Genomic DNA, 14,585 nt, shown 5'->3' on the forward strand with positions numbered 1-14,585 from the left:
GAACTCTTGCCTTTAGCATTATCCATTCAAAAATTTCCTATCACTTTCCCTCCTCAGAGGGACGACAAGCCGCCGAGCACCGGACAGCACGGCGGCTAGATTTTGTCTAGATTCCCAATTTTTTAAGTTGGTTTTGGAATTCCAGTTTTGTCAAAAATATCTTCTTTAGCAAATTTTCTTAATTTTATTAAATTTGTATCTATTTTTTCTATGTTTCTATTGATAGTTGATACCATATCCTGGAAGTTTTCATGGTCAAATTTAGGATCCATATACCTTTTATTCTGCGTATCTTCATTTAATTCTTCTAAAAAACCTTTGGTGACAAAGAGCGCATTATTAATATCATGAATTAATTCACGAAGATGAAGGCTAACCATATTAACAATAGCTTCAGGGCTCTGCTCTGGCATAATCCCATCTCCTTCTTCTTAAAATGTACACAATAGCTTAATTATAAAGCATTTTTTAAAGATTTAAAATATATTCTTCAATTGCCCTAGTCACTAACCTGACACATTTTCCAGTCGCACCCGATCCTTCAGACCAGAGAAAAGTTGGCTTATCACACCACATGTAGGTATCAATATGATTCCATTGAGTATTCCCAATAAATTTTTGTAAAAATAAAGCTGCGGTGATTGAACCAGCAAAACCAGAACTCCCACTATTGGCCAAATCTGAAATATTGGAATCTAAATAGCTCTCATAATCTGCTGGTATAGGAATGTTCCAAACCCAGTCTCCTGTTTCAATTCCGGAACGGTACAACAACTCTGTTGTAAATTTATGATTTCCAAATAAGGAATCAACCATTGTTCCTAACGAAACCCTTGCGGCACCCGTTAACGTTGCTAAGTCTATCAGCCAATCTGGACTTTCTTGGATGGCGAGAGTTAATGCGTCAGCTAAAACTAATCTTCCTTCAGCATCAGTATTGTCAATTTCAATTTGCAACCCATTTTTGGCACGATAAACGTCTCCTGGACGCATCGCATTACCCGAAATCATATTCTCTGCTAAGGGAAGCCAACACGTTAAATGAACTGGTAGCTCTAATTTTAGACAGGATAAAAATATCCCAAATGCTGAGGCAGAACCTCCCATGTCTTTTTTCATAATCCGCATGCCGGAAGAGGGTTTAATATCATATCCTCCACTGTCGAAAGTAATTCCCTTTCCAACTAAAGAAATTTTAGGCAATTTTTTTGAACTATTCCTAGGCTGATAAGTTAACTTAACAAGGCGAGGTTTAATTAAACTTCCTTGCCCAACTGCACAAATCAAGCCGCAATCTTGTTCCTTTAATGCTTCATACGACATTACTTCCATATGAATTTCTGCTTTTTCTTCAAAGAATTTTTTTTCATTTTCGATGATGAAATCAAGAAAATCTTCATAAGATTGAGGATTTAAAATGTTTGGTGGCATATTTACAAAAGATCGAGTAATACACATCGAGTCATGAATTGATTGACTTTTATTTAAATCAAAAGGTGAAAAATTTATATCATTGATATTAATTGAAATTTTTTCTTCTTGTAAATAATTTTTACTTAACTTATTTGAAATAGATTTTTGCAAAAATCCAACAAAAAATTCGTATTTAATTGAAGAAAAATTATCAATAAAATTATTTTCAAAATTTAGTAAGTAATTTTTAATTTCAGGATTTTTATTTGAATGATTTAATAAAGAAACAGAAAGCAATGAGCCTAGGTAGCATAAATAATGCGACTTTCCAGGCAAATCAAAGCCTAAAGATTTAGGTAAATCTTTAGGGAAAATAAAGAAAAACTCTTTACCCGAATCATTCATTGGATAAAGAGTTTTTGATTTTACTTCACCATAAATTCGAAAAGCAAAATCATATAGCGCTCTATTTTCGGTAAATTTATCTTCAGTTAAAAGATTAACGAGAACCCCCTTGGGCTGTCGGACTCCTAATTTAATGTCTTCATTGCTTTGAAGATTAAGACTAAATGGAGAACTTAACAGCCATTCTGAGAGAGTTTTCATTTTATACTTCCACCTTTGTTACTTAAAATTGTCCTACGCAAAACAAGGCTTGATCCGCCTGACTTCTTTTTTGCAATTACGGCATATTTTTTCATAGCAACTTTTCTTGCTGCAAGAAACTGGGCATAAAAATTACTTGAAGCAAATTTAAATGAAGGAGAACTATAGTGATCTATTACTTTACAAAGATCCCGTGAACCAGTCTCATCAATAGCTCTCAACATACCGTTTACACCATGATTATAAGCCGTTAACGTAAGAGGCCAATTTTGAACTTTATCGTAGTCACTTTTTAAGAGTTTCATCGCTGCTCGAGTTGAAATTTTAGGATCAGTCCTTTTTGAAACTGCATTTTTTCCTTCCAATAACTTCATCGTATTTGGCATTATTTGCCAAAGTCCCATAGCTCCTACTTTGGATCCAGCTTTTGAGTTATAGCTACTTTCAACATGCGGAAGGAATACGATATCAAGAGGCAAACCGCTATTTTTTATAATAGGATAGACAGTTGGCAAATAGTTAATACTTCTTTGAACACCAGCATCAAACTGAGTTTTCAATCCTGTTTGAACCCTCAAATTATCAATTGCTGCTAAAACATTCTGAGTAGTTAACGTTCCTGGCTTAAAAAGAGCTGCAACTCTTTTTTCATCGGCATTCCATTTTTTTGCAGAAGATTTCAACTTATTAGCTAAATTATTTAAAATATTAGTATATTTTTTTCTTTCAGCTTCAATTTGCTTGTTCCTCAATGCTTTACTTGAGGCAAGAGAAAAAGAACTGTAGATGATACCTAAATCATTTTTATCATGTAAAAACGCATCGTTAACGTCAATTTCAGTATAAACTCTTTCCCAAAAGGCAACATTATCAGCAATACAAGCCAAAGCTGGAAAAGGATCTTTCGAATTACGAGTTTGCGTTGATTCAACAATTTCTGCTTCCTCACTCTCATAAACGGTTTCATCCCGCATTTGTCGTGATTTTTTTGCATTTTTTATAGGTTCATTTTTAGATACATTTAAATTTTGTTGGTTTTTTTTCTTATTTTGCACCAAATTTTCTGGTGGAGGTGGAATACTAGAATCTTCTAGGATTTCGTCTTGGGTCTCAGCAGTAAGTTCATCATTTTTTTTATTTTTATTATCTTTTTTCTTATTTTTCGCGATTTTACCTGAATCATCTGTTTTAATACTAGTTCCAGAGTTAGGCTGTTGATCGACTATTGGATTGTAATATAACACAGGTTCTTTGCCTGCATTTTGGGGTAAATCAACTTTTAGATCTAGCCCATAGACCGTTGAGGTATGCAAAGCAATTACGATTGTAGTCAAGAAAGAAGTTCTTGTTAATTTTAGACTTTTAAGAAACATAAGAAATCCTCTGGCAGAAAGCAATTAACAGCTTTGCGCTTAGAATGATTGAAAGGCAGTGATATGTCTCGCATATCTAAATTGATTTTTCCAGTTTTTTTTGTAATGTTTTTAACTTTTATAGCTGAATTAACGTTACAAAAAGCTAAGGTACCAGAATATATTATACCTTTGCCATCTAAAGTGACAGAAGTATTTTTAGCAGACTGGGAAATTCTGTTACAGAACACTAAAGTGACAACAGTAGAATGGCTAATAGGGGTATTTCTCTCAATTATTATTGGATTTTTCTTAGCTATAATATCTTATAAATTTTCTAAACTAAGAGCATTTTTGTCGCCTTTTTTGACAATCTCTCAAAGTGTTCCTTATTTAGTTTTCATACCATTACTTATGATCTGGTTGGGTCTTGGAATGGCTCCAAAAATTGTTTTAGTAGTACTCACTTGTTCATTTCCTATTGCAATAGTATTGCAAAATGATTTATTAAATTCTTATAAAGAATATTTTTTATTTACTAAAATGCTTAAAATTAAACCTATAAAAGCATTTTTTCACATATACTTTCCAAATTCATTGCCAGGTTTTTTTAATGCTTTAAAAATCAGTGTTAGTTATTCTTTTGGGTCTACAGTATTAGCCGAATTAATGGGTAGTGAAGAAGGATTAGGTATTTACTTATTAAGAGCTCAAGCAACTTTTAGAACAGATAAAGTGATAGCAGTTGTTCTAATTATTATTACTATTAGTTTAATTAGTACTAAATTAGTTTCATTTATAAGTGAAAAAATTATTTTTTGGAATTCTACTAAAAAATAACGATAGGAAAATATTTATGTTAGATATTCATGTTGAAAATTATAATTATAACAAAATAGAACCAGTTATAAAGAAAATTCAAGTAAAATTAAAAAAGGGTGAAATCACTTCAATTATTGGCGCATCAGGGTGTGGAAAATCAACTTTGTTACGAGTTTTGATGGGAATGGAAAATGGAGCATCCGGATTTATAAGAACTGAAAATCAAGAATTTATGTTAGAAAAATGGGGTGAAAAACAAAATTTATTTACTTTAGTACCTCAAATTCCTCATCTCTTACCTTGGAAGAATATTTTAGAAAATATAGCTTTTGTTGTTACAAATATTCAAGTAGAAAAAGAAAAGAAATCTAAAAGAGAAATAGCTTTAGAAGCTCTAAAATTGGTTCAGCTCGATCAACATGCAATGAAATATCCTAATGAAATTTCTTTAGGCATGGCTCAACGCATTTCTTTTGCAAGGGCATTGGTTATGAATTCTGAAGCCATTTTACTAGACGAACCGTTTGCTTCACTAGATGCTCATTCAAAACATTTTTTTCAACAATGGCTTTTTCAGAAAATAACTCAAACTAATAAATATGCTATTTTGGTGACCCATGATGTTCGAGAAGCTTTAAATTTATCAAAAGATATTCATGTTATTGGAGAGAAACCTGCAATAATAAAAAAATCTTTTAAAAATATTATAAACGAAAATGAATATTTAACTGAATTTGAAAGAGAAATAATTAGTTATATTTAAAAGTTAATGAGATACTTTTTTAATAAATTGGCTATTAATATTTTTTAAATTTGATTCATCAAATACATCGCAAGCTAATTGAAAATCATCAATATCTAAATATCCCTTTTCACTTAACACGTCTTTTAATTTGTGAAAAGAATCCATTAGCATTCCATTTTGATCAAGCAAACTATCCATTTCTGCCCTTAATTTACAAACTTCACCGCCTACTCTGGTAATACTATCAAGAATTTGCTCAATTTGTTTATTTAGACCAGCATTTGCAGTAGCATCATCGGCTAACATACTTGCAGTTTCCAAATCCATCGCATAACCCTCTAGGTTTTCTTCATTGAATTCTTCAAATATGTCTTGAGATGTATTAGACATTTTAATTCCTTCCACTAAACTCCAATGAGCTTTCAGTCCTTATGGCTTGTCGGAAGGTTCGATTATGAAATAAGAGGAAAGAAGGGATGACCTGTCCCTAAAATTGGCACACTTGCGGATTGTATGTTAAAAGGCTGGTGGTTTTAAGCTTTTTATTTTGTTTGAAAGGATAAACTTTAAGTCATGTTAAATATTCTCAAATCACTCTTTGGAACGAAAAACGATCGAGAATTACGTAAAATTGCGCCTATTCTTACAAAAATAAATACGCTCGAAGCAACGTTGCAAGCATTCACTGATGCACAATTAAAAGCCAAAACAGCCGAATTTAAGGAACGCTACCAAAAGGGCGAAACCCTAGATTCCCTTCTTCCAGAAGCATTTGCTGTGGTTCGTGAAGCAAGTAAAAGATCATTAGGAAAAAGACATTTCGATGTCCAATTAATCGGTGGTAGTGTTTTACATCAAGGTAAAATAGCAGAAATGCGTACAGGAGAAGGAAAAACTTTAACTGCAACAGCTCCTGTTTATTTAAATGCGCTTACTGGCAAAGGCGTGCATGTAGTCACAGTTAATGAATATCTCGCCTCGACACAATCTGAAGAAATGGGAAGACTTTACAGTTTTTTGGGATTAACAACTGGTTGCATTTTAAATGGAATGAGTGATCAAGAACGCCAAGAGGCCTATCGTTGTGATGTTACTTACGCCACTAATAATGAGTTAGGTTTCGACTATTTAAGAGACAATATGAAAGTTAGTCTTGAAGATTTTGTGCAAAGAGGCCATCATTTTGCTATCGTTGACGAAGTGGACTCTATTTTAATAGACGAAGCGAGAACTCCATTAATTATCAGTGGTCCATCAGATACAACTTCAGATAAATATATTACTGCTAATAATGCAATCAGAGGCTTACGAAAAGAAATTGATTATACCGTAGATGAAAAATCTAGAGCTTGTGCTTTAACCGAAGCAGGAATTTCAAAAGTAGAAAAACGTTTAAATGTTGAAAATCTTTTTGATCCTGAAAATAATGAACTCGTACATGCCTGTAATAATGCGTTAAGAGCCCATGTATTATTTAGAAAAGATGATCATTATATTGTCCAAAATGGACAGATCATCATAGTTGATGAGTTTACTGGAAGACTCATGCATGGCAGAAGATTTTCTGATGGCCTTCATCAAGCTTTAGAAGGTAAGGAAAATGTTCAAATTCAACCAGAAAACCAAACTCTTGCTCAAGTTACTTTACAAAACTACTTTCGGATGTATGAAAAATTATCTGGGATGACTGGTACTGCAGACACTGAGGCCGTTGAATTTCACAGTATTTATAAACTAAGTGTAGTTGTGATTCCAACTAATAGACCAATGGTAAGAAAAGATCATGATGATGTCTTGTATCTAAAACAAGCGACTAAATTTAATGCTGTGGCTGATGAAATTGAAGCCATTCATAAAAAAGGGCAACCTGTTCTTGTCGGTACAGTGAGTATAGAAAAAAGCGAATTACTTTCAGAATTGTTAAAAAAGAAGAATATACCGCATCAAGTTTTAAATGCGAAACATCATGAACAAGAAGCAAAAATTATTGCTGAAGCAGGACAAAAAGGAAAAGTTACACTTTCAACCAACATGGCAGGAAGAGGTACTGATATTATTTTAGGGTCTGGAGTACCAGAACTTGGTGGACTTTTTGTTATTGGAACAGAAAGACATGAAAGCCGGAGAATAGATAACCAGTTGCGCGGACGTTCAGGGCGCCAAGGGGATCCGGGGGCAAGTAAGTTTTTCTTATCTTGGGAAGATGAACTAATGCGTCGCTTTAATAATAAAGCCAATCAGTTTATTATGGAAAGGTTTGTTGGAGATGAAGCCATTCATGACCCTCGCTTAACAAATGTAATTGGCAAAGTTCAAAAAAGAGTTGAAGGTTTTAACTATGATATCCGTAAACAACTCTTGCAGTATGATGATGTGCTAAATCAACAAAGAAAAGCCATTTATTCTGCCCGTATGAGAATTTTACGCAAAGAAAACGTGAAAGATATTTTAGCTGGCGAGCCTATCCAAAAGTTTGCTCGAACTATTTGTGATGACTTTTCTCCTCCAAGTGGATTACCAGGAGAAATGGTTGCAATTGACTATCGTAATTTAGAAAGAATATTATTTCGCAACTTTAATAAGGCAATCCCTTTTACTCCTGAAGAAAGAGTAAAACCTGAGCTAACTCGCGAAGAATTTTATGAGCTGATTACTAAAAAGCTAGAACAAGAATACAATGACAAAGAAAAACTTTTTGGTGTGGATCAAATGCGCGACATTGAGCGCTGGGTAATGTTACAGACAATTGATTCTTGGTGGAAAGATCATTTATTAAATATCGATCATTTAAAAGATGGCATCGGTTTAAGAGGTTATGCGCAAAAAGATCCATTACAAGAATACAAAAATGAAGCATTTGAATTATTCATCAGATTAATTGCAGCAGTAAAGCAAGATTCTTTGCAAATGATCTATCGCATTCAACCTAACTTAGCTGAAAAATTTATTGCTGAAGCAAAAGCTGAAGCTGAAAGAAAGGCCGAAGCAGAGTTAAAAAATGCGCATGCTGAACATGAAGATCCGGAAGAAGCTTTTGAAAATAAGCTTGAAGAACAAGAAGCTTTAGAACGGAAAAGAGCGATGTATTCTAATCCTTAGAGTACATCTTAAACGGCTTGAGAATGTAATAGTAACTTACTTTTCTATAGAGTTTATTAATTGAGTAAGCTTCTATTGTTTTTTCCTATATATATGGTGAGTTTAGAATTGACTAAGTTTCTATCAAGGTGGCAATGACCATTTAAGGTATTAATAATATTTTCTAAATTGGAAACTATTCTATCATCTTGTCTTCCATTTACAGATTCCTTCGCTACTTGAAAATAATTCTTATTCTCATAATCAAATAAGAAATTAAAAGTGCAATTAGCATAAGAAAATTGGATCTCTAATTCACTTTCATTTTCTTTAAATTCAAACAAAATCCATCTGTACTTGGATGATTCAAAACTTTCAATAGAATAATCTATCAAAGAAATAAAAAGTTGAAAAAACATTGCTGAGTTTGTTTCAATCATCAAATTATCAGTAACATGCGATATAAATTCTAATTGAAACTGTTTTTGTTTTATTTTTTTTCGATATATTTTTTGCAAATATTTAATGACGCTAGATAACGAAACTTGATTTTCAGGAAATTTCGGTTCCGTAGAAATACTTTTAAAATCACATTTTACAGAATCACTATCTGAAAAAAGCGGTGTTAAATTAAGAGCAAGAGATGAATTATAACTTTCATTTGAGTAAATATTGTTCAAAGACTTAACATCACTTCCAATATAAGAATGTATCTTTGAATTATTAAAATTACTTTCTCCGAAACTAAATAAAGCATTACTTTCAATGCTACTTGTTTGATGTTTAATTAAAGTTTCTCTTCCGATTTTTGGAATTTGTAATTTAACAGCTCGTGACTCTTTTGCTAACAGAACTTTTTTTCTTCTTAATTCCATTAAATTCATTACTCGAGAAGCTAAATACTTTAGATATTGAAATTGTCCTTCACTAAAATCATTTTCCTTCGTGTCAAAAATCGCTAAAGTACCAACACAATGCCCATCGTAAGAAAAAAGAGGAACAGCAGCATAGAAACGAATAAATGGATTTTGAACCACATAAGGACTTAGCGCAACTCTTTTATCAATTAATGTATTGTGAATTACAAAATAATCCTCAGAATATATTGCATACTGGCAAAAAGAAAAAGATTTTTCATATTCAACTGGGAAATTACCCACAACAGATTTAGACCAAATTCTATCTTTATCTATAAAATTAATCATAGCATAAGGACATTTAAATGATTTAGCTGCTAAATAGGCTATTTCATCAAAATTACTATCAGTTAAACTATCTAAAATAAAATAACTTTTTAAGGACTCTACTCTTTCCCGTTCTTGCAGTAAAGAGAGAGAGTTATTACAAAAGGATTTTTTTTTCCCATGAATCATCCTAATATCCTTAAAGTAGAAAAAATAATGTTAAATTCTTGAAATAAAGAATAAAATATTACTTGCTTATCAAATTTTTATTAAAGGAAAAATTAAAACAAAATGCCTTCATATAAAGCAGACATTATTAAGATTAGATTAACAAAAAAAATAAAAATCCGCAATGAATTTTTGTAAATTTTTCGATAAATTAAATATAAAAAACTTGAAAACCTTAGAAGAAATGGAATAAAAATTGTATATAACTTGTTATTTTTATTTTTTTTACAAATTAGAAAATTATCCACAAATGAAAGACTTTTTAAAATTATATTTTTAAATAACCACACATGAATACTTACATGAAAACGTTTTTTTTGAAAATATAAAAATTATTTTTTTGCAGAGTTAAATTTTTTAGATATTAGAAGATTTTAAAATATTTTCTAATAGAATAATATGACAAGAAAAATTTTCTAGGGATATTCTGACAACTTTTCAAATATTTATAATATATAACATTTTTGGTGTGCTAAAAATTATAGTAATATTTTTTTATTAATTTTTGTCTAAATATCTAAAAAATTTGTTAAAATAAATTTTTTTGGAGAAACATTTTTTCTAAATTTCTATAATTTAAAACACTTTCGATAAATTTAGAGTTTATTTCTATCTCATTAAAAACAAAATGAAATGTATTAACTAAAGATCTCACTTTCTCTTGACCCCTTAATGATAGATTTCTAAACGTATCATTTAAATTAAGAATTTCTTTTATCTGACTGGAAGAACTGTAATTAAGATAATTATTTTCTTGTAAAATTTTTCTTCCATAATTTTCAACAAATTTATCTAGTTTATTTAAATTATTGAAAGATAAAATTTCTCTTTCAAAGCAATCAAATATTTTTCTAGAACTTGTTGGTTCTAACCAGATTTGGAGACAGAATCGATCCAGTAGGGGGCCACTTAATTTTTGTAAGTATTTCCTGATTTCTTTTGGATGACATCGGCATGCTTTTACTGAAGAAAACAAATAACCGCAGCTACATGGATTTGTAGTTGCGCAAAGCAAAAACTTTGCAGGATATCGAACATGTCCACTCGCTCTTGAAAGGCTCACAAATTTAGAATCTAAAGGTTCTCGCAGTGATTCTAAACTTTGACTGGAAAACTCAGACAATTCATCTAAAAAAAGTATACCCTGATGGGCTAAAGAAACTTCCCCAGGTTTTAAAGAACTTCCTCCAATTAATGCCGCTGCCGACACTGAATGATGAGGATTTCTAAATGGCCTTACCAAATCGGTATCTTTAGAATGGATCATTTGAATTTCAAACTCTTCAATTGCTGATAATGGGGGCAATAAATTTTCTATTTTTTGCAAAGAATAAGTTTTTCCTATTCCTGGTTCACCAGCAAATAAAATATGGTGTTTTCCCATTGCAGAAACCAAAACCCCCACGGCTGCCTTAGGATTTTTAGCAATATTTATCACAGTGTTTTTTATTTCATCAAGAAAAGTATCAGAAATAGACTTTTTGTTAGAATCACTAAATACTGAATATGTTGATATAATATTTGATTTACTATTTATTAATTCTTTTTTTCCAATCGTTAATTCCCACCAATCTAACAAATTTTTGTAGTAGTTAATAAAACTTCCAGCTTCAATTTTTCTATTTTTTACTGATAAATTAATTTTATAATTAATATTGTTATTAAACAACAAAGCTTTATAAATTAAAATATTATCTAATTCTTTAATATTTCCGGAAAGGGTTAATTCTCCAGCAAAATATTCGTATATATTATCATTAAATATCAATTTATCTGGATATAATGATGATAAAATTGAGGCTGCTACAGGAAAGTCAAGCTGAGATAATGGAGTTCTGGATTCTTTTATTTTTTCACTAGGTGTAATATTTACGACAACTCTTTTTGCTGGAATTAATACTCCAATAGATTCAAGAGCTGACCTAACTCTCTCCCGCATATTTCTAGAAGCTTCCGAATTTAAACCTAAAATATTTAAACCTGAAAAACCATTTCCAATAAAAGTTTCAATTTCAACAGTGATAACGTCAACACCAAGAAGTAAACAAGCATAAGTTTTTGCCATAATATAAAATCCTCTATAATATCCCCCTTTTTTGTAACAAATTAATCTATAAATGAATTAACAAACAAAAAACTGAACAAAATTAATGATTTTCTATACATTTAAACTAAAACTTGATTAGGAATAAAGAATTAAAAAAATAATCCGATCATTAAAAGGCTGTAAATTTTAGTAAGGAAAACATATGGCTAAGACCATTTTGGTAGTTGACGATGTAAAAACAATAAGAAATGTAGCTAAATACGCCTTATCAAAATCAGGATTTACTGTCTTAGAAGCTGAAAATGGTTCTGTTGCTCTTTCCATTGCAAAAAGTCAACCTGTAGATCTTGTCATTTCAGCTTTAAATATGCCAATGATGGGTGGTTTTGAACTTGCCAAGGCTTTAAAAGCAGATCCAAAAACCCAAAATGTTCCCATTTTTATCCTTGCAAAAGATACAAACCAAGACGATGCCCAACTTGGAAAGGAAATAGGTGTCATGGCTTGGTTTGTGAAACCTTTTGTACCAGACAAACTGGTTGCAGCTGTTAAAAAAGCTTTAAATTAAAGTCTTTAATTCTTCATAGCCACCTTGTGAAGCCACTCTCGTTTCTTTCACACCTCGGTGGTTTAGATACATTTCAGCTCTTTCCGCTCTTCCCCCCGCCTTACAGTAAATAAAAATTTCTTTCTCAACAGGAATTTCCGAAAAACGATTTTCTAATTCCCCGACAGGAATATTAATACTACCTTCTAAGGAGCCTGTAGCACATTCATCTGGTTCTCTTACATCAAGCAATAATTTCTTATTTGCATCCGCTTTTTTGTATAAGGTCATAAATTCTTTACAAGATAATTTCATTCTAGGCTCCAATTCAAAATGTTGTAATCGATAAAGGAGGAAATCATTTCTTCCATCTATTTTGCAACGAACATGAGACGATTATACTCATAAGAAGTGGTAGAAAGAAATTTCTGACCTTAGTCTCTTCAAGTAAAGGTAATTTTTCTATGCCATCAAGTATTCTACAAAAGATCAGAAATGTTGGAAGATTAACACATATAGTAAATATTTTAGCCCGTTATGGCTTCAAAAGAGAAATTCAACGCACTGAATTAAGTGACCTTTTGCAGCAAAGCTCTTCATCAGAAACAAATTCTTCACCTTCAAATCTCAACCAAAACTATACTAGAGCCAAACGCTTAGCTCTTGCTTTTGAAGAATTAGGACCAACATTTATAAAACTTGCACAACTTTTATCTGCAAGAGAAGATTTATTGCCAAAAAGTTATATTGAAGAATTTAAAAGACTTTGTGACAATGTTAAACCTATTCCAAAAGAAATAGTTGAGAAATTATTATCTACTGAACTTTCAGAAAAGCTATTCTCTGAAATAGAATCTTTTGATTTTGATCCAATAGGATCAGCAAGTATAGGACAGGTTCATAGAGCAATTTTGAAAAATGGTTCACATGTAGTTTTTAAAATACAACGTCCTGAAGTTGAAACTATAATAACAAATGATTTAGCTATTTTAATGACAATAGCTTCTCTTTTAGAAACAGCTTTTCCTGAGTTAAAAGTTTTAAAGCCTACTGTTATTGTTGCAGAACTTAGACGTTCCCTATTTAATGAACTTGACTATACAAAAGAAGCTGCGAATACCGAACGAATGCGGCATTTATTTAAAGACAACACAAAAATTCATATTCCAAATATTTACTATACATTTTGTACATCAAAAATTTTATGTATGTCTGAAGTCTCTGGAGTAAAATTAACTGATACCAATTCCCTAAAAAATTCTGATGAACTCATTAAAATTGGTGTTGAAACTTTCTTAGATATGACTTTTCAATTTGGAATATTTCATGGGGATTTACACCCCGGTAATTTAATTCAAATGCAAGATGGAAAATTAGGTATCCTTGATTTTGGTTTAACAGTTCGATTAAAACAAAGCCTAAGAAATACTTTAGCATTTATGTTTTATTCTCTAGCCAAGCATGACATAGAAACATGTGCAAGATTATTTATCGAACTAACTGAGAAAGAAGATCTTTCTATAAGCAGTCAACTAGAATCAGAAATTATTGAAATTTTAGACAATATTATATCTGTTCCGCTTCATGAATTGCAATTAGGAAAGACTTTAATGCGAATAGCAAGAGTAGCTGCTAGCAAAAATGTTCCACTTGAAAGAGATTTAATTTTATTTTTTCGCGCTTTAATAGCGTTAGAAAGTTTTGCTAGAAGCGTTCAACCAAAATTTCAATTTATAGAATTTGCGAATGAATATTATGAAAAAAACTCATTTCTGCAATTTGATAAGCAATGGCTGGAAAGAAATTTGGGTCTTGCTTTGCATGATTCTGGTGCATTTTTAAAAGATCTTCCCATTACTCTAAGAATCCTTGCAAAAAAGTTGCAAGCAGGTTCATTATCCTTTCAGTTTAAGTCAGAAGATATTATATTTTTAACACGCGAATTAGACAGAGCTTCAAATAGATTAAGTCTTGCTATACTTTTAGGTTCCATAGTTCTTGGAAGTAGTATTGCTACTTATGGAAAACAAGGTAAACTCTATGACTTCTTAGCTACCTTTGGTCTTATCGGCTTTGGTACGGCTGTGATACTTGGTTTGTGGCTCATTATTGGAATTATACGGTCAGGAAGATTTAAATAAATGTTACCTGGATTTTGTGTCGACATTTGGTTTTGTTATGGAAGTTTCTCGTATGGATTTGAAAGTATGATCCATGACTACGGGGAAAATGAACTTGCTTTGTGTTTACAAACAAACTCTGATGAACAATCCGATGAAATTGAAAGTTTTTTTGAACAAGTAGTAGATAAACCTAAAGGGCTTTTAAGAGTTGAACTTCGGATATACGGTCCGGAAAAACTTTTTAAACGGCATAATATCAATGGTCCTGTTTATTTATTTACAGATATGGTGCCTAAACAGGGGCCTAAATTTGGCGGTCTTCCTATTCTCAAGTTTTTCAGCATCAAAGGAATATCTCCAGCAAACTCAGAAAGTTGGTTTAAACTCGTCCGTCAAATTTGGAATCAAGTCCAACAAAAGTCACACTAAACAAGTTACAA

The 14,585-nt window shown here is 31.5% G+C and carries 13 protein-coding genes; 6 read left to right on the forward strand and 7 right to left on the reverse strand.

The window, feature by feature from the left end; all coding sequences use genetic code 11:
• Positions 1-122: 122 nt before the first annotated feature.
• The 3 genes from QEJ31_RS01660 to QEJ31_RS01670 are packed head-to-tail and all read right to left on the reverse strand — an operon-like array spanning position 123 to position 3,392.
• The gene (locus QEJ31_RS01660; protein WP_280592050.1) at positions 123-413 is read right to left on the reverse strand and encodes a hypothetical protein; all 291 of its coding nucleotides are present in this window, start codon (positions 411-413) and stop codon (positions 123-125) included.
• 55 nt (positions 414-468) lie between these two features.
• A complete protein-coding gene (locus QEJ31_RS01665) occupies positions 469-2,019 on the reverse strand; it encodes a M17 family metallopeptidase (RefSeq protein ID WP_280592051.1) in 1,551 nt (516 codons plus the stop codon).
• Positions 2,016-3,392 carry a lytic transglycosylase domain-containing protein gene (locus tag QEJ31_RS01670; RefSeq protein WP_280592052.1) on the reverse strand — a complete coding sequence of 459 codons (1,377 nt, stop codon included), beginning with the start codon at positions 3,390-3,392 and terminating at the stop codon, positions 2,016-2,018. The genes QEJ31_RS01665 and QEJ31_RS01670 overlap by 4 nt, the downstream gene beginning before the upstream one ends.
• 63 nt (positions 3,393-3,455) lie before the next feature.
• On the opposite strand from QEJ31_RS01670, the gene QEJ31_RS01675 reads away from it, so the two are divergent.
• Together QEJ31_RS01675 and QEJ31_RS01680 are read left to right on the forward strand one after the other, a co-directional pair.
• Complete coding sequence (locus tag QEJ31_RS01675; RefSeq protein WP_280592053.1) at positions 3,456-4,211, forward strand: ABC transporter permease subunit; 756 nt, start codon at positions 3,456-3,458, stop codon at positions 4,209-4,211.
• A gap of 16 nt (positions 4,212-4,227) precedes the next feature.
• A complete protein-coding gene (locus tag QEJ31_RS01680) occupies positions 4,228-4,956 on the forward strand; it encodes an ABC transporter ATP-binding protein (RefSeq protein WP_280592054.1) in 729 nt (242 codons plus the stop codon).
• Between the two features lie 3 nt (positions 4,957-4,959).
• On the opposite strand, the gene QEJ31_RS01685 is transcribed toward QEJ31_RS01680, so the two are convergent.
• Entirely contained in the window at positions 4,960-5,328 is a 369-nt protein-coding gene (locus QEJ31_RS01685; protein WP_280592055.1) for a hypothetical protein, read from the reverse strand.
• A gap of 183 nt (positions 5,329-5,511) precedes the next feature.
• On the opposite strand from QEJ31_RS01685, the gene secA reads away from it, so the two are divergent.
• Positions 5,512-8,037 carry a preprotein translocase subunit SecA gene (secA, locus tag QEJ31_RS01690; protein WP_280592056.1) on the forward strand — a complete coding sequence of 842 codons (2,526 nt, stop codon included), beginning with the start codon at positions 5,512-5,514 and terminating at the stop codon, positions 8,035-8,037.
• Between the two features lie 56 nt (positions 8,038-8,093).
• Here secA and QEJ31_RS01695 read toward each other — a convergent pair whose 3' ends face one another.
• Entirely contained in the window at positions 8,094-9,389 is a 1,296-nt protein-coding gene (locus QEJ31_RS01695; protein ID WP_280592057.1) for a GAF domain-containing protein, read from the reverse strand.
• A 568-nt stretch (positions 9,390-9,957) separates the two neighbouring features.
• Positions 9,958-11,493, reverse strand: a complete 1,536-nt coding sequence (locus tag QEJ31_RS01700; RefSeq protein ID WP_280592058.1) for an ATP-binding protein — start codon at positions 11,491-11,493, stop codon at positions 9,958-9,960.
• 184 nt (positions 11,494-11,677) lie between these two features.
• On the opposite strand from QEJ31_RS01700, the gene QEJ31_RS01705 reads away from it, so the two are divergent.
• Entirely contained in the window at positions 11,678-12,043 is a 366-nt protein-coding gene (locus QEJ31_RS01705) for a response regulator (RefSeq protein ID WP_280592059.1), read from the forward strand.
• On the opposite strand, the gene QEJ31_RS01710 is transcribed toward QEJ31_RS01705, so the two are convergent.
• On the reverse strand, positions 12,035-12,337 hold the full coding sequence (locus QEJ31_RS01710) for a rhodanese-like domain-containing protein (RefSeq protein WP_280592060.1): 303 nt from the start codon (positions 12,335-12,337) through the stop codon (positions 12,035-12,037). The genes QEJ31_RS01705 and QEJ31_RS01710 overlap by 9 nt on opposite strands.
• Positions 12,338-12,486: 149 nt before the next feature.
• Here QEJ31_RS01710 and QEJ31_RS01715 point away from each other — a divergent pair, with 149 nt between their 5' ends.
• Together QEJ31_RS01715 and QEJ31_RS01720 are read left to right on the forward strand one after the other, a co-directional pair.
• A complete protein-coding gene (locus QEJ31_RS01715) occupies positions 12,487-14,163 on the forward strand; it encodes an AarF/UbiB family protein (protein WP_280592061.1) in 1,677 nt (558 codons plus the stop codon).
• The gene (locus QEJ31_RS01720; protein ID WP_280592062.1) at positions 14,164-14,574 is read left to right on the forward strand and encodes a hypothetical protein; all 411 of its coding nucleotides are present in this window, start codon (positions 14,164-14,166) and stop codon (positions 14,572-14,574) included.
• Positions 14,575-14,585: the final 11 nt, after the last annotated feature.

The sequence above is a fragment of the Pigmentibacter sp. JX0631 genome (genome assembly GCF_029873255.1).
GTDB lineage: Bacteria > Bdellovibrionota_B > Oligoflexia > Silvanigrellales > Silvanigrellaceae > Silvanigrella.

What these genes read in the sequence shown, in the direction of transcription:
- secA (WP_280592056.1), top strand. Translation starts at nt 5,512, where the DNA reads ATGTTAAATATTCTCAAATCACTCTTTGGAACGAAAAACGATCGAGAA.
- QEJ31_RS01715 (WP_280592061.1), top strand. Translation starts at nt 12,487, where the DNA reads ATGCCATCAAGTATTCTACAAAAGATCAGAAATGTTGGAAGATTAACA.
- QEJ31_RS01660 (WP_280592050.1), bottom strand. Translation starts at nt 413, where the DNA reads ATGCCAGAGCAGAGCCCTGAAGCTATTGTTAATATGGTTAGCCTTCAT.
- QEJ31_RS01680 (WP_280592054.1), top strand. Translation starts at nt 4,228, where the DNA reads ATGTTAGATATTCATGTTGAAAATTATAATTATAACAAAATAGAACCA.
- QEJ31_RS01710 (WP_280592060.1), bottom strand. Translation starts at nt 12,337, where the DNA reads ATGAAATTATCTTGTAAAGAATTTATGACCTTATACAAAAAAGCGGAT.
- QEJ31_RS01675 (WP_280592053.1), top strand. Translation starts at nt 3,456, where the DNA reads ATGTCTCGCATATCTAAATTGATTTTTCCAGTTTTTTTTGTAATGTTT.
- QEJ31_RS01720 (WP_280592062.1), top strand. Translation starts at nt 14,164, where the DNA reads ATGTTACCTGGATTTTGTGTCGACATTTGGTTTTGTTATGGAAGTTTC.
- QEJ31_RS01685 (WP_280592055.1), bottom strand. Translation starts at nt 5,328, where the DNA reads ATGTCTAATACATCTCAAGACATATTTGAAGAATTCAATGAAGAAAAC.
- QEJ31_RS01700 (WP_280592058.1), bottom strand. Translation starts at nt 11,493, where the DNA reads ATGGCAAAAACTTATGCTTGTTTACTTCTTGGTGTTGACGTTATCACT.
- QEJ31_RS01670 (WP_280592052.1), bottom strand. Translation starts at nt 3,392, where the DNA reads ATGTTTCTTAAAAGTCTAAAATTAACAAGAACTTCTTTCTTGACTACA.
- QEJ31_RS01695 (WP_280592057.1), bottom strand. Translation starts at nt 9,389, where the DNA reads ATGATTCATGGGAAAAAAAAATCCTTTTGTAATAACTCTCTCTCTTTA.
- QEJ31_RS01705 (WP_280592059.1), top strand. Translation starts at nt 11,678, where the DNA reads ATGGCTAAGACCATTTTGGTAGTTGACGATGTAAAAACAATAAGAAAT.
- QEJ31_RS01665 (WP_280592051.1), bottom strand. Translation starts at nt 2,019, where the DNA reads ATGAAAACTCTCTCAGAATGGCTGTTAAGTTCTCCATTTAGTCTTAAT.